Genomic DNA, 21,167 nt, shown 5'->3' with positions numbered 1-21,167 from the left:
AGTCATCACCTGTCGACGTCGCAGCGGCCCTGCCCTAGGCCTCAATCAACGAGCGCGCCCGTTTTACCAATTCAGTCCCATGCGTTTCGGGCAATTGGTCTATCAGCATCCCCAATGCCTGATGGTCCTCGGCCGTAGCCTCGTGGTGCTCACACAACTCGACCAGCACTAGCAGCTCCAGCCACGATGCTTCCTGGGCGCGTGCCTCCTCAATCGCAGCCCGTACCGCCGCGTTACTGGCATCCGACCGATCCTGAGCTCGAGCGATCGCAGCCTCCAGCAGCAACAACTGCGGCAGGTATACGCGTTCGCCCAATTCTTCTCCCACTCGGAGGGCTTCCTGCAATTCAACGTGCGCTGCGTCGTAATCGCCCGCCAGTAGCAGCGCCTCGGCGGCGTAGCCGAGTACCTCGCTGGCACCGGAGCGCATACCGAGTCCGGTGTGTTCCTCGTAGGCTTCACGGATGTGTCGGTAGCCATCGCGCGGCGAACCGTTGCGCGCGTCGGCCCAGCCGCGCCACCAGCAGCAAGCCGTGCGCCCGAGAGCGAGCGAATATCTATCGACTAGTTTCTGCATGTCGTCCGCCAATACTGCCACCCGCATAGGGTTCCCCAGCCGTACTTCGATCAACACCTCCTGCCAGGTAGCGACCAGCCATGTCATAGGTTGTCGAAGCGTATGCGCGCGGGTTCGTGCCCGCTGCATATGGGTCCGGCCCTGCTCGATAAGGCCAGACCGCACCAGCTCGATAGCCAGCATACCGTGCAGCATGACCTGGGGATCTGCCGCAAAGATCTCGTTTGACCCTATGCCCAGCGACTCGGCGATTGCGAGGGCGCGCTCTAGCCAAGTGCGAGTTGTTTTTGTGCGGCCCTGGAGGTGATGCACCTCGCCCTGAACGATGCACGCCGCCAGCATGAGCTCTTGATCGTTTGCGTTTAGGGAGAGAGCTTCAGCACGCTCTGCCACTTCCAAAGCCTGCAAATAGTCGCCGCGCAGACCGAGCAGATAGCCGAACCCGTGCAGGAGGCGACCGCGCATGGGGTGTTCGGGTACATCCGCGAGCAGCGTGTACGCACGTTCGAAAGCGCCCTTGGTTTCGTTGCCGACACCGAACATGTGGAAGGCCGAAACTCCCTGCAACGTGGCCAAGGTAATTTCGAGCGTATCGCGCTCCGTCCCTTCGGGTGCCTGCATAAGAAGGAGTAGGGCGCGCTCAGTGAGGCCGATGCACAAGTCCGGGCTGAAGTGCAGTAGCGCGGCTTCTGCGGCCTCGGCGTAGTAGCGCAGCGCGATCATCGGCAGCCGAGCACGGTCGAAGTGCATCGCCAGTTCCGAGGCAGCAACCGGCACACCGGCCGAGCGCTCGCGTTCGAGGGCAGTGCCAACCTGGCCATGGAGATCGATGCGCAACGAACGCGGCGTGCGCTCATACAGCACCTGGCGAAAAAGGGCGTGTCGGAACGAGTAAGGAGGCTCTACCGCCTCGTCAACATCGGGAGTCCGCGATTGTGTGAGCCATACCTGCTCACGCATCAGTTCCTCACAGGCGCCGATCACCAAAGAGAGATTGCGCTCGAGGGCCAGCGAAACCGTCTCAATCCGGAAGTCGGACCCGCACACCGCAGCCGCCGAGAGGAGTGTACGTTGCTCCGGGTCAAGCTTGGCGATGTAGTGATCAATGATGGCGGCTAGGTTGTCGGGAACCGCCAGATCCGCCAGTCGAGCTTCGATGGTGGTTTCGTCTTCTTTTGCATCCATCACTTCGCTGATGATTGAGGAAACGAACAACGGCACGCCGTCGGTCCGTTCGTGCAGGGCGCGCACGAAGTCTTCATCGCGTGCCAGTGAGGCTGAACGCAGCGCCACAAAGTCGGCGACTTCAGTTTCCGAAAAAGGGTCGAGCACCACTTCCTCGCACAAGCGTTGCAGACGCAGTTCGTGGCGCAATGAGCTGAGCGGATGGTCGAGCGCCACCACTTCGGCAAGGCGGAAGCTCGACAGCCACATGAGCCGCGCGGGGCCACGTCGGCGGGCCATGTAGTTGATGAGCTGGACCGTCGCCCGATCACTCCAGTGCAGGTCTTCGGTCACCAGCAACATCGGGCGCACCTCTGTGTAGCGGTCCAACAACTCACCGAATTCCCTCAGCATGCGTTCCGGGCCGACGCCGGCCAGTTCGCGCCGCAATGCGTCACGATCCTCCATGCTACTCAACCACGGCAGTTGCAGAAGCCAGGTTGGTGCCACATCGCGCAACAACAGCGGCAGGGTCGGGTCGCTGCGGCACAGATCGGCCAACGCCTCCAGCACCGGCAGGTAAGGTTCGCCGGTGCCGAAGTGCTCCATGCAATGGCCGCGTGCGCAAGCGATGCCGCCAAGGCCGGCGAGAAAATGTTCGATCAACGTAGTCTTGCCTATCCCCGGTTCTCCAGCAAGCCAAACCACGGCACGCTGGCCGTCACCGGCTCGCTCCCACGCCCGTTGCAGCCTGGTGATCTCGTCGATGCGACCGATGAATGACGGCAACGGATGCGTGTCACCCGCCGCCGCCACCGGGGATGCAGGCGGCATCGAAGAAGCAGAGACCGACACGGCGATGAATCGATAGCCACGCCGCGACACCGTCTCGATAAAACGAGGATGCTTGGGATCATCGCCCAACACCTTGCGTAGATCGCTGATGGCCGTTTTCAGGACCGATTCGCTGACGTATCGATGCCCCCACACGGCATCCAGCAAGGCATCTTTGGATACCAACGAGCCCGGCTGGCGTGCGAGCACACACAACAACAGAAAAGGGGTAGGCGCCAACGCCAACGCTTGCCCATCACGCAACAACCAAGCGTTGGCCTCGTCGAGTTCGAACTCGCCAAAGTCAAGCAGTACGGGGGTCGGATGGGGTTGCGGACGCGCCACGATTGATTCCTAAATGCTAAAACATGGTGGTGCGCTGAAGAAAGATTCGCACGGGGTTCGATGCTAGAAAACGATGCGCCCGACTTCCTGGTCCTGTGGACCTGACTTCCTGCACCGATTGTTCTCCAACCTTGGCTCGGCTCCCTAGCAGTTACGCACTTCAGTCCCGGGTCGTTGCTCCCATGACAACGCCGATCTGCTCTGAAGCCAAGCGTCGTCGGTCGGAAACTGGCACATACGCAACTTCATGCCACGAGCCTTCTTCCCCTTAACGTGGCCAGTTACGGCCTGGCATTTCAACTCTTCCGTTCGGCCTCATCACGGCTTTTTCAATGATCTCAAAAAATTAATGACAAAAACATCAATATTGAAATATCTCTCAATATTGCATACCTTGATTCTGCCTGACGATGAGACCTGTGCGCCTCACGAATGTGATGAACACCGAGGAGGAAATCATCCAAGCATTCATGGATTTACAAACCGGTAAATTCATCCCAACCTAAGTTCCGATTCAGAAGTGCTCACATACCAAGCCCTCTTAGAAACGCTCCGGTGGCCTAGGTCAAAACACCTGGGGTCGCTACCTCAAAAGGATCACTGCCATGACTCAATACACCGCCTTCAGCGTTGAGCTGGTCAACAACATCGCCCATGTGCAAATCAACCGCCCGGAAAAGATCAATTCGATGAACGCCGCGTTCTGGAACGAGATCATCGAGATCTTCCAGTGGATCGACGACACCGACGAAGTGCGGGTGGTGGTGCTTAGTGGCGCCGGCAAACATTTCTCGTCCGGCATCGACCTGATGATGCTGGCCGGTGTGGCCAATGAGCTGGGCAAGGACGTTGGCCGCAACGCGCGACTGCTGCGCCGCAAGATTCTGGCGCTGCAAGCCTCTTTCAATGCCGTCGACCATTGCCGCAAGCCGGTGCTGGCGGCGATTCAAGGTCACTGCCTGGGTGGCGCCATCGACCTGATTGCCGCCTGCGACATGCGTTACGCCGCCGAAGATGCGCAATTCTCGATCAAGGAAATCGACATCGGCATGGCCGCCGACGTGGGCACCCTGCAACGCTTGCCGCGGATCATCGGTGACGGCATGCTGCGTGAACTGGCTTACACTGGTCGCTTGTTCGGCGCCGAGGAAGCACGCTGCATCGGCCTGGTCAATCGCGTCTACAGCGACAGTGCCAGCTTGCTTGACGGCGTGATGGGCATTGCCCGCGAGATCGCCGGCAAGTCGCCGATCGCCATCACCGGTACCAAGGAGATGATCAGCTACATGCGCGATCATCGCATCGACGACGGCCTTGAATACGTGGCCACCTGGAACGCCGCCATGCTGCAATCCACAGATTTGCGCGTGGCCTTGGCCGCCCATATGAGCAAACAGAAACCCGAATTTCTGGATTGATTCACCATGACTATTGGAGCTGATTGAAAAACTGACCCACCCTGCCGATTGAAATTTGACCTAGGACGGATTGCTGATTTTTGCATCAGCAATTGTGGAAAAGCTTAGCAGCAGTGACCCCGGGTGGTGGGGGGCGACGTTCATCTGATTCGGAGCAGCCATCCTGACCTTGCGTCCACAGGCTGCATAAGAGGAGTGCGGCTATCCATGAATGTCTGCTTCTGGCCGATTGCTGTCTGTCGCGATGGGCTGTAAACGGCCAGAAGCAGGCATTCGCCTGCCAATTTTGTCCTGCTTTAGATTTTACTGGATTTCCGTATATGGAATATCATTCAGTTAGTTCGCTTCGTTAACCGAAGTCGATTACAGGAGTGGTCCAAACTTAATCTTCATATTTATGAAGTCTTATGCAAGCCGGAGACGTAGTTGACACAATAGAAAATCGCTTCATTCAAGTGTCTATGATATCGATGTAGTTTAATGACCCTATAAAAAACAACACAAAACATTACACATTGATAGCAACCTAATTAAAAGCTGATTAACTATTTTCTTTCCAGCAACCACTCGTCGCCATGCAGAAAAAAAATTCGACTTTTTCTAAAGCGGGTGACTCTCACCAATACAGCCATCAAGGCGGTGTGTACATTTTCTGATTGATTGGCAATTACTGATAGGAGATAGCAATGAACTACGAAGATCGCGATACCTATGGCATGTACAAAACCAACCTCCTTCGAGATACCGGCTCCGAGGAACAGGGGCCTGGCCCCGACCTAATGGGGGCAGACACACTCATTGGAAATGATGTTTATAACCATAACGAAGAGGACTTGGGGGATATTAAGGAAATCATGCTAGATGTTCGCAGCGGTAGAGTGAGTTATGCCGTTCTATCCTTTGGTGGCTTTCTTGGCATGGGAGAAAAACTGTTTGCGGTACCCTGGAATGCATTGACACTCGATACAGTAAATAAGCGCTTTGTACTAAACGTAGAGAAAGAGCGCTTGGAAAATGCACCAGGTTTTGACAAGGACAGTTGGCCTAATATGGCCGACGAGTCTTGGGCAACAGAAATCCATTCTTTCTATGGAACTAAACCCTACGATTACGACACTATTCAAAGACAAAGTATCGACAAGAGCTAACTGTCCATATCCGAAACGAAGAGAGAGGCGCGCCGAGCAAAACAACGACATGTTAAAGCTGGTCATTGGGGGTGCCAAACCCTAAGGCGCGCATTGCGGTGAGAAAGGGTTCTGTCGGCCAGAAGCGGTCATCGAGTGTCCAGGAAATTCGGGGCGATTCACGGATTGTCACGACCTTGGGCAAGCCCATTAGCAGGTATCAGCGATCAATTCCGCTCGGACTGCCGCAGGCGTGTGGCTTGAACATGCCGTTGGTGATCATCGGCGCGGGCTCTTCATTGCCTTGCTATTGGCAGAGGAATTCGCGTATCGCTTCGGCGGTTCGCCTGGCGCTGGTCACCACGAAAAAATGCCCCTCGCCCTGCAGGACGTGCAGTTCGGCACGGCGAATGGCGCGGCGCAGGATGTGCGCGTTGTAAAGCCGCACCAGGGTGTCGCGTTCGCCGGTGAGGATCAGCGTGCGCTGGTGCAGACGGAACAGCCGCAGCAGGCTGGTCCAGCCGACCAAGGCGGTGAGCTGGTGGTAATAGGTTCGCGGGTTGACCGTGAGCATGCCGTTCACCATACCGAAGCGCAGTAGCGTCTGTATCGAATCGCGCGAGCCTTCTTGCTTGCGCAGCTTGGCGCTTTTACTCCTGCCAAAAAAACCCAGGATGTCGGCGGGCTTCACCAGCATCGCCGGGCCGGCCGAGGTCGCCGCGAGGATCAGCCGGCGCACCATGCTCGGGTAACGCAGGGCGAATTCTTGCGCCAACGCACCGCCCCAACTGAGGCCGAACACATCGACCTGGTCGATTCCCAATTGCTTGAGCATCTCGGCGATCAGGTCGGCATGGCGCGGCAGACGCATCGGCCAGTGGGGCATTTGCGATTTGCCGACCCCGGGCACGTCCAACGTAATGGTCCTGTAGTCCACCAATTCATCGCGCAGGGGATCGAAGGTACGGATCAAACCACCCAGGCCGTTGAGCAAGAGCAGCGGTGAGCCTTGGCCGCGGATTGAAACGTTCAACTGCAAGTCTTTAATGGTTAATTTGCGCGTTGTCATGGTTTCCCCCTTGGCCTACCCGCTGTTAAGACAGCATCTGGCGCCAAACGACTGCTTTTGGCCGATTGCTGCCCGTTACGAGGGGCAGCAATCGACCCCCACAGCAGCACTTTCTGAACGATTGCCCCCCAACCACACTCAAACCAATTCCCACCCCACGGGATGACTGGACCCCAGTCAGCAACAACCTCAACCGGCGCCGGATTCATCGGCGAGGCCAGCCTGGATTCGGCGCGCCTTCTGTCACTCTTACAAGGAAGCAAGAACCTTATGCAACAGTCCCCATCTGCGTCTACGCCGGCCACCGGCGAATTGATTGCAACCTACCGTCACGGTAAGGGCTTTCTGGTATTCACTCTGATTTTCGGTTTAGTCATGTTGGGTCTGGCAGGTTTCGTGTTGTACCTGGGCACGGTTCTGCCCGCGGGCAATGTCGGGTCTGCCAGCCTGACGACGAGTCGTGGCATGACGCTGGATTTCTCCAGTCCGCAGGTGCTGATCTACGCCGTCAGTGCGCTTCTGGCCGTGATCGCGTTGGTTCTGTTTGGCATCCACCTGTGGCACAAGCGACAGCGCCAGGCCAGTTATGAAGTCTATGAACAGGGCATCACTCATATCAACGGTGCGACCAAGGAGTACGTTCCTTTTGCCGAGATCGAGGATCTTTACCTGTTCAGTTCCGGGCAGACGGCGATCTCTGGCCTGATCACCAACCTGGCCTATCGACGGAATGCCAATGAGCCTTTTCATCGGGTCATTGAATCGCTCAAGGGCTTTCAGGACTTTCAGCAGAAAGTGCGGGAGTTGCATGTGCGTGCACGCCTTCCGGTGGTGTTGGATACGCTTGCAGCGGGCGGTTCGGTGACCTTCAAGTACTTGGGCAGCGGTGCGGTCTGGGGCAAGCGGATGAGTGGCAAGTTCCTTGATGTGACGACTCAGCCGATCCTGGTGACGCGCAGTTTTCTGGAGGTGGATGGGCGTAAGGTGCCGATGTCGACCTTGCGCACAGTGGATTTGAGTGCGTGGTCTGAGAAGGTGGTGATCAAGGACGAGACCGGGAATGCGGTGCTGACGACTGTCGGTACCGGGATTTTGAGTCATGATTTGTTTCTCAATACGCTGGACTCGGTTCTTGAGGTTGAAGAGGCGGCGCGTGGGGAGGGGGCTCAGGTTCTGGTCTGAGGATTGTTTATGGACGAAATTGAGACTCTGTCGCTGTCTCCCGGGGGGCGTTATCGTGTTGAGGCAGCGGTTTGGGAGGCGGGAAATAGCCACTGGGTGTATTCGCCGCACATCATTGATACCGAGTTCGACTTCTGCCTGTTGAAATTTGTAGATCATCGCTGGTCATTGCATCGTGATACCTGGCTGAGCGAGACATTGCTTGAGGTCATGTTGCGCAAGTATCCAGGGGATCGGATGGGGACAGGGGTTAGGGTGGTTATCGATTGTGCTCGCCGGACTGCGCTTTGCGGTGATGGGCCGGAGATTGGGTTGTCGGTGTTGGAGCTGGTGTTGGAGGAGATGTTGGTGCGCGGCTACTGAATCTTGTGGTCTTGTAGGAGCGAGCCTGCTTGCGCAGAACGTGCGGGCATTGAGTGCATTCAGGTAGTGCCCGTTATCGTTGACGTCCATCGTCGGAACGCCGCCCGGAGCAAGCTCGCTCCCACAGGGATCGGTGTTGGACATAAAGTTATGTCCAACACCGATCACAGGGGACATCCTCTATCACGTAAACCAGGCGGTCGCCGAGCAGGTCTTGAATGCGATCCACCAACCCCAGTGCGCGCGCTTCGGGAAAGGTCACGAGGGCAACGGTCTGGTGTTCGGTGAGGGAGGCGAGTTCTTGAAGGCTGCCCCAGCCGAAACGGGTATCAACAGGATTATGGAATCGGGCAGTCATGGCGGGTCCTTTGTTTTTGTTGTTGGAAGTGGCCCCATGCTCGCGGTCCATCGACCACAGCACAAATCGATAAATCGCAGGTTTGAATCGGCTGAGCCGATACCGGAAGGTGTAGGAAGGGGGCAGAATCAGGGACTGCACCGAAATGCAGAAGCAGTTCCTCCCGGTACTTGGCATCCGAATTCATGTGTGTATATTGAATTCAAAATACAAAAGCACAGGAGGTTAAGATGAGTAACCCTATCGATCGAGCCGTACAAGTCCCTTTCGTGGGCCCTGCCTTGTTGGGCACGCCACTCCTGAACAAGGGCACCGCTTTCAGCGAGCAAGAACGTGACACCTTGCATCTGCGAGGGTTGTTGCCGCAGCAGGTCGAAACCATCGACCAGCAGGCCGCGCGTGCCTACCAGCAGTACCAGGCCTGCAGCACCGACCTGGACAAGCACATCCTGTTGCGCTCGATCCAGGATTCCAACGAAACCCTTTTTTATCGCGTGGTCGATGACCATATCGACGAAATGCTGCCGATTATCTACACGCCCACCGTCGGCAAGGTCTGCCAGGAATTCTCCCGCATCTACCGCAGCCATCGCGGATTGTTCATCAGCATTGCTGATCAGGATCGCATCGACGAGATCCTCAACAATGTGACCAAGGACCATGTGAAGGTCATCGTCGTCAGTGATTGCGAACGCATCCTCGGGCTCGGCGACCAGGGTGTCGGCGGCATGGGCATTCCCATCGGCAAGCTGTCGTTGTACACGGCCTGTGGCGGCATCAGCCCGGCCTACACCTTGCCGGTGGTGCTGGATGTGGGCACCAACAATCCGGCGCTGCTGGTCGATCCCCTGTACTTCGGCCGTCGGGAAGAACGCACCCGCGGCGCTGCCTACGATCAGTTCCTGCAAGCTTTTGTGGACGGTATCCAGCGCCGCTGGCCGGAAGCGATCCTGCAATTCGAAGACTTTGCCCTGACCAATGCCATGCCGTTGCTGGCGCGTTATCGCGATCAGCTGTGCTGCTTCAACGATGACATCCAGGGCACTGCCGCCGTGACCGTGGGCACCTTGCTCGCGGCGTGCAAGGTCAAGGGGCAGCGCCTGTCCGAACAGACCGTGGCGTTTGTCGGCGCCGGGTCGGCCGGCTGCGGGATTGCCGAACAGATCATCGCCGCCATGCAGTTGGAAGGCTTGAGCGAGGCCCAGGCTCGCCGTCGGGTTTACTTGCTTAACAGCAAGGGGCTGCTGACCGATCGCCAGCCCGATCTCTACGACTTCCAGCAACGCCTGGCACACGCCAGCGAGTCGCTGGCGCAGTGGGACTTCAGCGCTGACTGGCCGTCGCTGCAGGAAGTCGTGAGCAACGCCAAACCCACGGTGTTGATCGGTGTGTCGGGCAAGGCCGGTCTGTTTACCCAACAGATCGTCGAGACGATGCATGCCCATTGCGCGCAACCGATCATCATGCCGCTGTCCAACCCGACCTCGCAGATCGAGGCGCATCCCAAGGACATCCTGCAATGGACCGACGGGCAGGCGCTGGTGGCCACCGGCAGTCCGTTCCTGCCGATTGAACTGGCCGGCAAGACCTATCCCATTGCCCAGTGCAACAACTCCTACATTTTCCCCGGCATCGGCCTGGGGGCGATTGCCAGCAAGGCCACCCGTATCACTGACGGCATGCTCATGGCCTCTGCCCAGGCGTTGGCCGAGAGCGCCGGGGCAGGGCAGATGCTGCCACCGTTACGTGAGGTCCAGGCGGTGAGCAAGCGCATCGCCTTCGCGGTCGGCATGGCGGCCCAGCGTGACAGCGTTGCCCCGCCTTTGTCCGAGGAAGCCTTGTCCGCGGCCATCGAGCAGCATTTCTGGCAGCCGGTCTATCGCCAATACACGCGCCGTCCGGAATAAAGGAGCAGACAAGAAAATCCCGCCAGTACGGCGGGATTTTTTTACTGTCGAAAGCTTCAGCCCTTGGATTCGCGGATGGAAAAATCCGCCATGTGTTCCAGCCCCTTGATCAATGCCGAGTGGTCCCATTGGCTGCCGCCCAGCGCCGCGCAAGTGCTGAACACTTGCTGTGCGTTAGCGGTATTGGGCAGGTTGAGGTGCAACTCGCGGGCGCCTTCCAGCGCCAGGCTCAGGTCCTTCTGGTGCAGGGCGATGCGGAAGCCCGGATCGAAGGTGCCCTTGATCATGCGCTCGCCGTGGACCTCGAGGATCTTCGACGAAGCGAAACCGCCCATCAGCGCCTCACGCACCTTGGCTGGATCGGCACCGTTTTTCGAAGCGAACAACAGGGCTTCGGCCACGGCCTGGATGTTCAACGCCACGATGATCTGGTTCGCCACTTTCGCGGTCTGACCGTCGCCGTTGCCACCGACCAGGGTGATGTTCTTGCCCATGCTTTGCAGCAGGGGCAGGGCGCGGTCGAATACGGCCTGATCGCCGCCCACCATGATGCTCAAGGTCCCGGCCTTGGCACCGACCTCGCCGCCGGAGACCGGTGCATCCAGGTAACGGGCGCCGGTGGCGACGATTTTTTCCGCGAACGCCTTGGTCGCAGACGGGGAAATCGAGCTCATGTCGATCACCACCTTGTCCGGGCCTGTGCCTTCAGCGACGCCGTCTTCGCCGAACAGCACCGACTCGACATAGGGCGTGTCCGGCACCATGACAATGATGAACTCTGCTTGTCGGGCCACTTCCCGCGGGTTCGCCAATACCTTGGCGCCGGCGTCCGTGAGTGCTGTGGGCGGCGTGCTGTGGTGGCTGGAAAGAAACAATTGGTGGCCGGCCTTGACCAGGTTTTGCGCCATGGGCAGGCCCATGGTGCCGGTGCCGATAAATCCGATTTTAGCCATGGGGAATCCTCTTTATTTGACGCATATTCCGATGCGGCAATGCAGTCTTGGGGACGCAGTAGATTCATGTGGGAGCTGGCTTGCCTGCGATGGCGGTGGGTCAGGCAACATTGATGTGTGCTGTGCCGACGTCATCGCGGCGGTGCGGCGATCCGACAAGCCCGCTCCCACAGGGTTTTGTGTTGTTCGTTCAGAGTGCGTTATGGGTTTTCAGCCAGCCCAGGCCGGCTTCGGTGGTGGTCAGCGGTTTGTATTCGCAGCCGATCCAGCCGTCGTAGCCAATGCGCTTGAGATGCTCGAAAAGAAAGCGGTAGTTGATCTCACCCGTTCCCGGTTCATGGCGGCCGGGGTTATCCGCCAGCTGTACGTGGTTGATCAGCGCCAGGTTTTCCTCCAGGGTGCGGGCCAGATCGCCCTCCATGATTTGCATGTGGTAGATGTCGTATTGCAGGAACAGATTGGCGCTGCCGACCTGCTCGCGAATCTCCAGCGCCTGCGCCGTGGTGTTCAGGAAGAAACCGGGGATGTCGCGGGTGTTGATCATCTCCATGACCAGGCGAATGCCCGCGGCTTCAAGCCTGGCGCTGGCGTATTTGAGGTTGTCGACGAAAGTCTGGCGCACGGTTGCCGGGTCCACATCGGCGGGGGGGATGCCGGCCAGGCAGTTGACCTGGGTATTGCCCAGGACCTTGGCATAATCGATCGCCAGATCGACGCCCGCACGGAACTCTTCGACCCGGTCGGGGTGGCAGGCGATGCCGCGTTCGCCCTGGCCCCAGTCGCCGGCAGGCAGGTTGAACAGCACCTGGGTGAGGCCATGCTCATCCAGCCGGGCCTTGATGTCGGCTGATCCGAACTCGTAAGGAAACAGGTATTCGACGCCACTGAAGCCGGCCTTGGCGGCAGCTTCGAAACGGGCAAGAAAATCCTGTTCGGTGAACAGCATGGACAGGTTGGCTGCGAAACGCGGCATGGTGGTCTCCCGTGTATGTGAGTTCTCGTTCCCACGCTCTGCGTGGGAATGCCTCTATGGACGCTCTGCGTCCGCTTGGGACGCGGAGCGTCCCAGGCTGCATTCCCACGCGGAGCGTGGGAACGATCATCAATCGAGCAACAAAATCGCCGTTGGCGCATCGTTGCCGACCACCGCCAGCTCTTCGAATTCGTTGATCGCATTGATCTCGGTGCCCATGGCGATGTTGGTGACGCGCTCCAGAATGACTTCGACCACCACGGGCACGCGATGCCGGGCCATGAGCTCGCGGGCCTCGGCGAAGGCGGCCTGCAGATGCGCCGGATCGGTCACGCGCAACGCCTTGCAGCCCAGTCCTTCGGCGACTGCGACATGGTCGACCCCGTAGCCTTCGAGTTCCGGGGCATTGATGTTGTCGAACGCCAGCTGCACGCAATAGTCCATGTCGAAACTCCGCTGGGACTGGCGGATCAAGCCGAGGTAGGAGTTGTTCACCACCACGTGAATGTAGGGCAACTTGAACTGCGCGCCCACCGCAAGTTCTTCAATCATGAACTGGAAATCATAGTCGCCGGACAGCGCAACGACCTGGCGCTGCGGATCGGCCTTGACCACGCCCAGTGCCGCCGGAATCGTCCAGCCCAATGGCCCGGCCTGGCCGCAATTGATCCAGTGGCGGGGCTTGTAGACGTGAAGGAACTGCGCGCCGGCGATCTGCGACAGGCCGATGGTGCTGATGTAGCAGGTGTCCTGGCCGAAAAAGCGATTCATCTCCTCGTACACCCGTTGCGGCTTGATCGGCATGTCGTCGAAATGGGTCTTGCGTTGCAGACGGGCTTTGCGTTCCTGGCAACTGCTCAGCCAGGCTGCGAAGTTTTTCAGGCGACCGGCCGTATGCCATTCACGGGCGACCTCCAGCAGCATGAGCAGGGCGCTGCCGGCGTCCGAGACGATGCCCAGCTCGGGCATCAGCACTCGGCCTATCTGAGTCGGCTCGATGTCGATGTGAATGAACCGGCGCCCCTCGGTGTATACCGGGATCGAACCGGTATGCCGATTGGCCCAGCGATTGCCGATGCCGATCACCACGTCCGATTCAAGCATCGTTGCGTTGCCGTAGCGGTGGGACGTCTGCAGGCCGACCATGCCCGCCATTTGCGGGTGGTCATCGGGAATGCAGCCCCAGCCCATCAGGGTGGGAATCACCGGAATGCCGGTCAGTTCGGCGAACTCCACCAGCAGTGCCGACGCGTCGGCATTGATGATGCCACCCCCCGCGACGATCAGCGGGCGCTCGGCCTGATTGAGCAGGGCCATGGCTTTTTCCGCCTGTTGGCGACTGGCTTTGGGCTTGACCACGGGCAGGGGTTCATAGGCGTCGATGTCGATGTCGAACTCGATCTCGGCCATCTGCACGTCGAAGGGCAAGTCGATCAGGACCGGACCCGGACGGTCACTGCGCATGATCTGGAAGGCCTTCTGAAAAACGTAGGGAACCTGGCCAGGTTCCAGCACGGTCGTCGCCCATTTGCACACCGGCGCGGCGATGCGGGAAATATCCACGGCCTGAAAGTCTTCCTTGTGCAGACGGGCACGCGGCGCCTGGCCGGTGATGCAGAGGATCGGTATCGAATCGGCGGATGCGGAATACAGGCCGGTGATCATGTCGGTGCCGGCCGGGCCCGAAGTACCGATGCACACGCCGATGTTGCCGGCCACGGCGCGGGTGTAGCCCTCGGCCATGTGCGACGCGCCTTCGACGTGGCGGGCCAGCACGTGATCGATGCCGCCCAGCGCTTTGAGCGCGGCATACAGCGGATTGATCGCGGCGCCGGGAATGCCGAATGCGGTGTCGATGCCTTCGCGGCGCATCACCAGAACGGCGGCTTCGATAGCTTTCATGAGGGGCATTGGGGCTCTCCTGGATTCGATATTTTTTGTACATCGATAGCATCCATTTGCTAGCCTGCTTTGGGTATTGTCACTTTAATCGTTTCTGTCGGTATCAGGAGTATCGAATGGATCGTTACACGGAATTACGCAGCTACGTGCTCGTAGCGTCCCGTGGCAGCTTTGCGGCCGCTGCCTTGGCCGACGGCGTGACACCGGTGATCATGGGGCGGCGCCTGACCGCACTGGAGCAGCGGCTCGGGGTGAAGCTGATCCATCGTTCAACCCGCGGGCTGACGCTCACCGAATTGGGTGAGGCCTACCTGGAGCAGGCCAAGGTCTTGCTGCAGTCGTTCGACGAGATTGATGCGAGCATCAGCGAGAACCGCGGCGCGGTGCGCGGCCACCTGATGATCACCGCCCCGGCCGGCTTCGGCCGACGCCATGTGGCCCCGCATGCGCCGGAGTTCCAGGCGCGGTTTCCGGAGCTCAAGCTGTCCCTCGACCTGACCGACAACGTCATTGACCTGGTGCGCGAGGGCTACGACATGAGCATTCGCATCGGTGAAGTGCTGGACCCCAATTATGTGGCGATCACCCTGGCCGCCAACCGCCGGGTGGTCTGCGGTGCACCGGGTTACTTTGCCACCCACGGCACCCCCAAGAGTCTCGATGATCTCGCTCGCCACAACTGTCTGGCTTTTAGCCTGCAGGGCGGGCAACACCGGGGCTGGACCTTCCAGAAAGACGGCCGGCAGGTGGCGGTCAAAGTGGCCGGCAATCTTTACTGCAACGACGGCGAACTGCTGTTTGACTGGGCCAAGCGCGGCCTGGGCATTTGCTGGCGTTCGGTCTGGGAAATCCAGAGCGAGCTGCTCAGCGGCGAACTCACCACGGTGCTCGATGAGTTCGCCTTGCCCAGCTACGACATCCAGGGTGTATATCCCCAGCAACATTACCTGCCGGCCAAGGTGCGTTTCTTCATGGCCTTCCTCAAGGAGGTCTACAGCCGCCCGGGTTATTGGGTTCGCAGCTAGATCAGCGACAGCGACACGGGCGGCAAGCCATGAATCTGGCCGCTCACTTCCCCAGGCCCTTCGGCTAAGAACATGCCGGTGAAGGAGCCGGTGGTGATGACCAGGTCCTGGGGCAAGGTCAGCCCCTGGCGGGTGTGGTGATTGACCAGCCACGGCAGCAGTCGGCGCGGATCACCCGCCGGGTTGGCGACCGCCGCGGGCACGATGCTGTCGCCGTTGAGCGTCAGTGCGAGTGCGGGATGCACGAAATCGAAACCTGCTTCGTAAGGCACGAATTCGCCCACCACCAGGGCACCGTGGTTGAGCAGGTCGGCCAACTGGGTCAAGGGTTCGATCTTCGGCCAGGCGGCAAAGCGACTGGCGACGATTTCGATGGTGGCGGCCATTTCGCCAATGCCGGCCATGACCTCTTCGTCGCCATAGTCGTGGTCACGCGGACTGAAGGCACGGTTGAAGCGAAAGGCGATCTCCAGTTCCAGGCCGACCGGCGCGTAAGCGCCACGGTCGAACTGGCTGGCGGGTGCAAACAGACAGTCCCGTGGCAGCGGGGAACCCTGGATCGGACCGGTTGGGGATTTAGAGCCGATCTTCCAGCCGCCGGCCTCGACGCCGCGCAGGCGAAGAATCTCTTGCTGGGTCAGGTAGGCGCTGGCGAAATCCGCAGGGTACAGGTCGTTGTCGAGCTCGCCCAACGGGCTACGCTCGCGTTGCGCGTCGACGATCAATTGCGCCAGGCGTGCAGGGGTGGATGCTGTATTCAAGGTATCGCTCCATTGTTCAAGACCCCGCCCGCAGACGGGGGGTTAGCTGCAAGTTATTTACTGATGACGGGTGCGGCTTGCGCATCAGTTGTTGGCGGCAGGGGCGCTTTAACATACTCAAACTTGTTCTGCGGTTTCATGCGGAAGGACAGAATCACGCCAATCGCCAGCAGGATGATGCTGACCAGGAACGGCAGCTGCCAGTTGCCGAATTTGTCGATCAAGAATCCGGCCGCCACGGGACTGACGATAGCCGCCATGGCCGACCCCGTGTTCATCATGCCGCTGGCGGTGCCGCAATGGTCAGGGGCGATGTCCATCGGGATGGCCCACATCGGGCCGATCGTCATCTCGGAGAAAAAGAAGCCGATGGCGAGGCACGCCAGGGAAACGTGCATGTCCTTGGTGAACATCAGCGGAACCAGCGATAACAGCGTCAGCCCCAGGCAGACCGCGACCATCAGGCTGCGTGCCTTGTTCAGATCCTTGGTGCGAGCATAGATGCGGTCACTGACGATGCCGCCCAGGGTATCGCCGACGACACCACCGAAGAATACCGTGGAGGCGAAGATGGCGGTGCCCTTCAGATCAAGGCCCATGTTCATGAAATACATCGGCACCCAGCTCAGCAGCAACCAGAGTGTCCAGCCATAGCAGAAGTAGACGATGGTCACCGGCGCCATGCGCTTGAACAGGCGTCCCCAGGCCAGCGGCTCCTTGCTTTTCACTTTGGGCGCAGGCAACACATCCAGCTCTTGTTGCGAGATGCGCGGATGATCTTTCGGCAGTTCCGTGAAAACCAATGCCCAGAGCACCACCCAGACAAAGCTGATGCCCGCACAGACGTAGAACGACTCTCGCCAGCCATAGGTCGCCATGACCGCGATCATCGCTGCCGGGGCCAAGGCATTGCCAAGACGTGCGAAAGCATGGGTGATGCCTTGGGCAAACCCGCGTTTTTCCTTGGGTACCCAACGTGACATGGCCGCCGTCGCCGCAGGAAAGGTGGCGCCTTCGCCGAGGCCGAGCAGCACACGGGCGATGATCAGAGAGACGAAGCCGCCAGCCAGGCCGGTCAACACGGTAGCGCCGGCCCAGATCAGCCCGCACACCACCAGCGTTCGCTTGGCGCCGAACCGGTCGCTGACCCAGCCGCCGATGATCTGGAAGACCAGGTAGGGGTACGCAAAAGCTGAGAAGACGATGCCGATCTCGGTCTTGGTCAGATTGAATTCCTTACCGAAGCCGACCGCTGCGGTACTGACGTTGACCCGATCCAGGTAGGTGATGAAATACATGGTGCACAGCATGAACAGCACCACCGTGGTGGGGCGCAGACGTAAAAACTTCATGTGCTATCTCCAGTTTCTTATTGTTCTCGCTGACCAACACGAGGATTCGGGATAGTTAGTCGGAGCAACGCGCTGCGGCAGAGGCCGCAGCGCTTTCAGATCATTCGCGCCGCAGCGGCACGGCTTGCCCTCCCAGGTAATCCATGGCTGCCAGCACGCCACTGGATTGGAGTTTTACCCCTGCCATTTGCAAGCCCATTTCGCAGCCGGTCAGTGTCGCCATCAACATCAGATCGTTGCAGTCACCCAAGTGGCCAATACGGAACATCCGGCCTTTCATCTTGCCCAGCCCCGTCCCAAGGGACATGTCGAAGCGCTCGTAGATGGTCTTGCGCACGACATCGGCGTCGATGCCGTCGGGGGTCATGACACCGGTCAGTACGGGGCTGTAGACGGCCGGATCGGCGCACTGGATGTCCAGGCCCCAGGCGTTCACGGCCGTGCGGCAGGCATGGGCCAGGCGGTTGTGGCGGATGAAGACGTTGTCCAGCCCTTCGCCGAGGATCATGTCCAGGGCCTCGGACAGTCCATACAACAGGTTGGTGTTGGGGGTGTACGGCCAGTAGCCGGTCTGGTTCATGTCGACGATTTCGTCCCAGGACCAGAAACTGCGGGGCAGGCCGGCGGTCTTGCTGGCCTCGATGGCTTTGGGCGACAGGGCGTTGAAGCTGATGCCCGGCGGGAGCATGAGGCCTTTTTGCGAGCCGGACACCGTGACGTCCACACCCCATTCGTCATGACGATAGTCGGCGCTGGCGAGGCCGGAAATGGTATCGACCAACAGCAGCGCCGGATGGCCGGCGGCGTCGATAGCCTGGCGCACCGCGGCGATATCCGACGTCACGCCGGTACTGGTTTCGTTATGCACGACGCACACCGCCTTGATGCGGTGACCGCCATCGGCGCGCAGGTGCGTTTCGATCATTGAGGCATCGACCCCGCCGCGCCAGCCCTCGATCCCGGGCCGGCCGATGAATTGCGGCTTGAGCCCCAGGCTCAGGGCCATTTTCTGCCAGAGGGTGGCGAAATGACCGGTTTCGAACATCAGGACTTCGTCGCCCGCACTCAAGGTGTTGCACAGTGCCGCTTCCCAGGCACCGGTGCCCGAAGCGGGGTAGATGACGACAGGGTGACGGGTCTTGAAAATCTTTTTGATACCTTCCAGCACCTTGAGCCCCAGCTCCCCGAACTCCGGGCCACGGTGATCGATGGTGGGATAGCTCATGGCGCGCAGGATGCGATCCGGCACCGGGCTGGGCCCTGGAATTTGCAGAAAGTGGCGGCCGGCGGGGTGGAAATCGAGCTTCAGCATGGGTGACTCCTGTTTTTTGTATTTTGAATTCAAAATACGTTAGCAGGTCATCTTGCTGTGTCAAACGCTATAATTGCGCTAATATTGGGCAATAGCTGGACTGATTTCGAACAAGGCCTGGCCTTAAAGCGATGCAAAAGAGGATTTTGAATGCAAAATAATGACCAGCTTGCTGAGCTCGGTAGCCCCCGGCTCATGCCCAAGGTCGAGCGCCAGCGATTGCACGACACGGTGGTCGAGCACCTGCGCAGCTTCATAACCGAAGGTGTGTTGGCGCCGGGAAAGAAGCTCAACGAACGCGAGCTTTGCGAAACCCTGGGCATCTCCCGGACTCCGTTGCGCGAGGCGCTGAAAGTGTTGGCGGTCGAGGGCCTGATCGAGATCAACCCCAACCGCGGCGCGAGTGTCGCGCGCATGTCGGAACTGGAAATTCGCGAGACCTTCGAGCTGATGAGCGGGATCGAAGCCTTCGCCGGCGAATTGGCCTGTGAGCGCATCACGGCCCAGGAGCTGGAGGAGATCAAGGCGCTGCACTACGCCATGGTGGTCAGCAAGAACCAGAACGACCTTCCGGGCTACTTTCAACGTAACCGGGCCATCCACGACATTATCAACCTGGCCGCACGCAACTCGGCGCTGCGCCAGGTCTACCTGTCCTTGAACCGCCGCATCCAGGCGTTGCGTTTTCTGTCCAACCAGCAGGCGCCGAAGTGGGACAGGGCGTTGCACGATCACGAAGAAATGATCGAGGCCTTACAAGCGCGAGACAGCAAACGCTTGAGCAGCATTCTTCGCCACCACCTGCTGGAAAAGCGCGACGCCATCATGCTGATGGTCCGCGATGATGCCGAGCACCCGGACTCCATTCGCCGCTAGGGAGCTGAATCCGGGGGTGTCGCATACAGTGTCGAACAGGAATGCCCGATGTCTCAACGCCGCTCAACCCTGATTGCCCTGCTGGTCGCCGTCACGTTCTTCATGGAGAACCTCGACGCCACCGTGATCGCCACCGCCTTGCCGGACATGGCCCGGACCTTCGGCGTCGCGGCGGTGGACGTGAACATTGGCATGAGCGCCTACATGCTCGCTGTCGCAGTGTTCATTCCCATCAGCGGCTGGCTGGCCGATCGCTTCGGTTCGCGCCTGGTCTTCAGTTCGGCGATCGTGCTGTTCAGCCTGTCGTCGTTGATGTGCGGGTTGAGCGACAGCCTGGAAACCTTTGTCGCCGCCCGTGTGCTGCAAGGAATCAGCGGCGCGATGATGGTGCCGGTGGGGCGCCTGGCGGTGTTGCGCACGACCGAGAAGAAAGATCTGGTGCGGGCGATCTCCTTCATCACCTGGCCTGGCCTGGTGGCCCCGATACTCGGGCCTCCCGTGGGCGGTTTCATCGTCACCCATGCCTCCTGGCCGTGGATTTTCTACCTCAATGTGCCGTTGGGTGTGCTGGCCTTGATTGCCGCGCTGGTGTTGATTCCGAAACGGGATGAGGTCAGTTCAAGGACGTTCGATTTCAGTGGCTTTGTGCTGGTCGGCATTGCCAGTGCGGCATTGCTGTATGGCGTAGAGATGCTCGGGCAAAGCGGTGCCGATTGGTTGCAGGGGCTGTCACTGAGTGCTGCCGGTGGGGTGCTCGGGGTTTTTGCCTGGCGGCATATGCGTCGACATGCGCAACCCTTGCTGGTGCTGGGTGTGACAGGTATTCGTACCTTCAGCGTCTGCCTGGGCGGGGGCTCGATTTTCCGCATCGCCATCAGCACCTTGCCGTTTCTCCTGCCGCTTATGTTTCAACTGGCTTTCGGTCTTTCCGCATTCGACGCGGGGTTGCTGGTACTGGCGGTATTCGCCGGCAACCTGGCCATGAAACCCTTCACCACCCGGGTGATGCAACGGTGGGGATTTCGTCCGGTGTTGATGGTCAACGGCATCCTCGGCGTACTGGCGATCGCGGCGTGTGCGTTGCTGGACGAGCACATGAGTCCGGCGCTGATACTGTTCATCCTGTTCGTCGGTGGCCTGTCACGCTCCATGCAATTCACTGTGTTCAACACCCTGGCCTTTGCCGAAATCCCCAAGGCGCAGATGAGCGACGCTTCAACCCTGTTCAGCATGTTCTTCCAGTTGAGCATGGCGATGGGGGTTGCCATCGGCGCGTTGCTGCTGCGTCTGGCGATGAACATCCATGGCACGACCGGGCAGGCCGAGACCGGCGACTTTCAGCTGACATTCCTCTGTGTGGCGGTGCTGGCGGCCATCGCCTTGCTGGACAACCTGCGGCTGCCGCCACAGGCGGGCGAGTCGGTGTTGCAGCGCGACGGAGCCAAGGATTAGCACAAGGGATCTGTGTACGCCCCGATTACTGTAGGAGCTGTCGAGCGAAGCGAGGCTGCGATCTTTTGATCTTGCCATAGCTCCTGCCGTTTGCTGGAGGACGCGATGCTCAGCTTGTCAGCGCTTTTCCAGGGCATGTCACGATTGGCGCACTGAGTTGAAGCATGGGATTGCGCATTCTGGAGCCCTGCGCAGCCCCCGGAGCAATGGTTAGCCT

At 59.5% G+C, this 21,167-nt stretch carries 16 protein-coding genes and 1 pseudogene; 8 read left to right on the top strand and 9 right to left on the bottom strand.

The genetic code is table 11. The features are described 5' to 3' along the window. Nucleotides 1–34: 34 nt before the first annotated feature. The gene (locus ACA067_RS21370) at nt 35–2,920 is read right to left on the bottom strand and encodes an AAA family ATPase (RefSeq protein ID WP_497458379.1); all 2,886 of its coding nucleotides are present in this window, start codon (nt 2,918–2,920) and stop codon (nt 35–37) included. Between the two features lie 605 nt (nt 2,921–3,525). On the opposite strand from ACA067_RS21370, the gene ACA067_RS21365 reads away from it, so the two are divergent. Then, nucleotides 3,526–4,338, top strand: coding sequence for a crotonase/enoyl-CoA hydratase family protein (locus tag ACA067_RS21365; RefSeq protein ID WP_497458378.1), 813 nt, complete (start codon nt 3,526–3,528; stop codon nt 4,336–4,338). A gap of 686 nt (nt 4,339–5,024) precedes the next feature. Then, nucleotides 5,025–5,486, top strand: coding sequence for a PRC-barrel domain-containing protein (locus ACA067_RS21360; RefSeq protein WP_497458377.1), 462 nt, complete (start codon nt 5,025–5,027; stop codon nt 5,484–5,486). A 286-nt stretch (nt 5,487–5,772) separates the two neighbouring features. Here ACA067_RS21360 and ACA067_RS21355 read toward each other — a convergent pair whose 3' ends face one another. Further along, complete coding sequence (locus tag ACA067_RS21355; protein WP_497458376.1) at nt 5,773–6,534, bottom strand: alpha/beta fold hydrolase; 762 nt, start codon at nt 6,532–6,534, stop codon at nt 5,773–5,775. A 270-nt stretch (nt 6,535–6,804) separates the two neighbouring features. Between ACA067_RS21355 and ACA067_RS21350 the strand changes: the two genes are divergently transcribed. Together ACA067_RS21350 and ACA067_RS21345 are read left to right on the top strand one after the other, a co-directional pair. After that, on the top strand, nt 6,805–7,716 hold the full coding sequence (locus tag ACA067_RS21350) for a hypothetical protein (protein WP_497458375.1): 912 nt from the start codon (nt 6,805–6,807) through the stop codon (nt 7,714–7,716). A 9-nt stretch (nt 7,717–7,725) separates the two neighbouring features. Then, on the top strand, nt 7,726–8,079 hold the full coding sequence (locus ACA067_RS21345) for a hypothetical protein (protein WP_497458374.1): 354 nt from the start codon (nt 7,726–7,728) through the stop codon (nt 8,077–8,079). 172 nt (nt 8,080–8,251) lie between these two features. Here ACA067_RS21345 and ACA067_RS21340 read toward each other — a convergent pair. Further along, nucleotides 8,252–8,437 (bottom strand): annotated as a pseudogene (locus ACA067_RS21340) (iron-containing alcohol dehydrogenase PsrA); the annotation flags it as partial. 230 nt (nt 8,438–8,667) lie between these two features. Here ACA067_RS21340 and ACA067_RS21335 point away from each other — a divergent pair. Then, nucleotides 8,668–10,344, top strand: coding sequence for an NAD-dependent malic enzyme (locus tag ACA067_RS21335; RefSeq protein WP_497458373.1), 1,677 nt, complete (start codon nt 8,668–8,670; stop codon nt 10,342–10,344). 56 nt (nt 10,345–10,400) lie between these two features. Here ACA067_RS21335 and ACA067_RS21330 read toward each other — a convergent pair whose 3' ends face one another. The 3 genes from ACA067_RS21330 to gcl all read right to left on the bottom strand — a co-directional run bounded on the left by ACA067_RS21330 (nt 10,401) and on the right by gcl (nt 14,181). Next, complete coding sequence (locus ACA067_RS21330) at nt 10,401–11,297, bottom strand: 2-hydroxy-3-oxopropionate reductase (protein WP_497458372.1); 897 nt, start codon at nt 11,295–11,297, stop codon at nt 10,401–10,403. 190 nt (nt 11,298–11,487) lie between these two features. Beyond that, nucleotides 11,488–12,270 (bottom strand): hydroxypyruvate isomerase, encoded by a 783-nt coding sequence (hyi, locus tag ACA067_RS21325; protein ID WP_497458371.1) that lies wholly within the window; start codon nt 12,268–12,270, stop codon nt 11,488–11,490. Nucleotides 12,271–12,399: 129 nt separating this feature from the next. Next, the gene (gene gcl / locus ACA067_RS21320) at nt 12,400–14,181 is read right to left on the bottom strand and encodes a glyoxylate carboligase (protein ID WP_497458370.1); all 1,782 of its coding nucleotides are present in this window, start codon (nt 14,179–14,181) and stop codon (nt 12,400–12,402) included. A 107-nt stretch (nt 14,182–14,288) separates the two neighbouring features. On the opposite strand from gcl, the gene ACA067_RS21315 reads away from it, so the two are divergent. Then, nucleotides 14,289–15,197, top strand: coding sequence for a LysR family transcriptional regulator (locus ACA067_RS21315; protein ID WP_497458369.1), 909 nt, complete (start codon nt 14,289–14,291; stop codon nt 15,195–15,197). Here the strand turns inward: ACA067_RS21315 and ACA067_RS21310 are convergent. The 3 genes from ACA067_RS21310 to ACA067_RS21300 all read right to left on the bottom strand — a co-directional run bounded on the left by ACA067_RS21310 (nt 15,194) and on the right by ACA067_RS21300 (nt 18,622). Next, nucleotides 15,194–15,958, bottom strand: coding sequence for a 2-keto-4-pentenoate hydratase (locus ACA067_RS21310; protein ID WP_497458368.1), 765 nt, complete (start codon nt 15,956–15,958; stop codon nt 15,194–15,196). The genes ACA067_RS21315 and ACA067_RS21310 overlap by 4 nt on opposite strands. Before the next feature lie 53 nt (nt 15,959–16,011). Beyond that, nucleotides 16,012–17,310, bottom strand: a complete 1,299-nt coding sequence (locus ACA067_RS21305) for an MFS transporter (protein WP_497458367.1) — start codon at nt 17,308–17,310, stop codon at nt 16,012–16,014. Between the two features lie 100 nt (nt 17,311–17,410). Continuing rightward, on the bottom strand, nt 17,411–18,622 hold the full coding sequence (locus tag ACA067_RS21300) for a pyridoxal-phosphate-dependent aminotransferase family protein (RefSeq protein WP_497458366.1): 1,212 nt from the start codon (nt 18,620–18,622) through the stop codon (nt 17,411–17,413). A gap of 150 nt (nt 18,623–18,772) precedes the next feature. Here ACA067_RS21300 and ACA067_RS21295 point away from each other — a divergent pair, with 150 nt between their 5' ends. Both ACA067_RS21295 and ACA067_RS21290 read left to right on the top strand, forming a co-directional pair. After that, the gene (locus tag ACA067_RS21295) at nt 18,773–19,498 is read left to right on the top strand and encodes a GntR family transcriptional regulator (protein WP_497458365.1); all 726 of its coding nucleotides are present in this window, start codon (nt 18,773–18,775) and stop codon (nt 19,496–19,498) included. 48 nt (nt 19,499–19,546) lie between these two features. After that, a complete protein-coding gene (locus ACA067_RS21290; protein WP_497458364.1) occupies nt 19,547–20,950 on the top strand; it encodes a DHA2 family efflux MFS transporter permease subunit in 1,404 nt (467 codons plus the stop codon). Nucleotides 20,951–21,167: the final 217 nt, after the last annotated feature.

This window comes from Pseudomonas sp. LBUM1674, from assembly GCF_059695635.1.
Note: the sequence above shows the minus strand (reverse complement) of the source record. Positions and strands in the feature narration are given on the sequence as shown.

Excerpts from the sequence above, each read along its gene's own strand:
- ACA067_RS21365 (WP_497458378.1), top strand. The coding sequence starts at position 3,526 with ATGACTCAATACACCGCCTTCAGCGTTGAGCTGGTCAACAACATCGCC.
- ACA067_RS21360 (WP_497458377.1), top strand. The coding sequence starts at position 5,025 with ATGAACTACGAAGATCGCGATACCTATGGCATGTACAAAACCAACCTC.
- ACA067_RS21355 (WP_497458376.1), bottom strand. The coding sequence starts at position 6,534 with ATGACAACGCGCAAATTAACCATTAAAGACTTGCAGTTGAACGTTTCA.
- ACA067_RS21350 (WP_497458375.1), top strand. The coding sequence starts at position 6,805 with ATGCAACAGTCCCCATCTGCGTCTACGCCGGCCACCGGCGAATTGATT.
- ACA067_RS21345 (WP_497458374.1), top strand. The coding sequence starts at position 7,726 with ATGGACGAAATTGAGACTCTGTCGCTGTCTCCCGGGGGGCGTTATCGT.
- ACA067_RS21335 (WP_497458373.1), top strand. The coding sequence starts at position 8,668 with ATGAGTAACCCTATCGATCGAGCCGTACAAGTCCCTTTCGTGGGCCCT.
- ACA067_RS21330 (WP_497458372.1), bottom strand. The coding sequence starts at position 11,297 with ATGGCTAAAATCGGATTTATCGGCACCGGCACCATGGGCCTGCCCATG.
- hyi (WP_497458371.1), bottom strand. The coding sequence starts at position 12,270 with ATGCCGCGTTTCGCAGCCAACCTGTCCATGCTGTTCACCGAACAGGAT.
- gcl (WP_497458370.1), bottom strand. The coding sequence starts at position 14,181 with ATGCCCCTCATGAAAGCTATCGAAGCCGCCGTTCTGGTGATGCGCCGC.
- ACA067_RS21315 (WP_497458369.1), top strand. The coding sequence starts at position 14,289 with ATGGATCGTTACACGGAATTACGCAGCTACGTGCTCGTAGCGTCCCGT.
- ACA067_RS21305 (WP_497458367.1), bottom strand. The coding sequence starts at position 17,310 with ATGAAGTTTTTACGTCTGCGCCCCACCACGGTGGTGCTGTTCATGCTG.
- ACA067_RS21300 (WP_497458366.1), bottom strand. The coding sequence starts at position 18,622 with ATGCTGAAGCTCGATTTCCACCCCGCCGGCCGCCACTTTCTGCAAATT.
- ACA067_RS21295 (WP_497458365.1), top strand. The coding sequence starts at position 18,773 with ATGCAAAATAATGACCAGCTTGCTGAGCTCGGTAGCCCCCGGCTCATG.
- ACA067_RS21290 (WP_497458364.1), top strand. The coding sequence starts at position 19,547 with ATGTCTCAACGCCGCTCAACCCTGATTGCCCTGCTGGTCGCCGTCACG.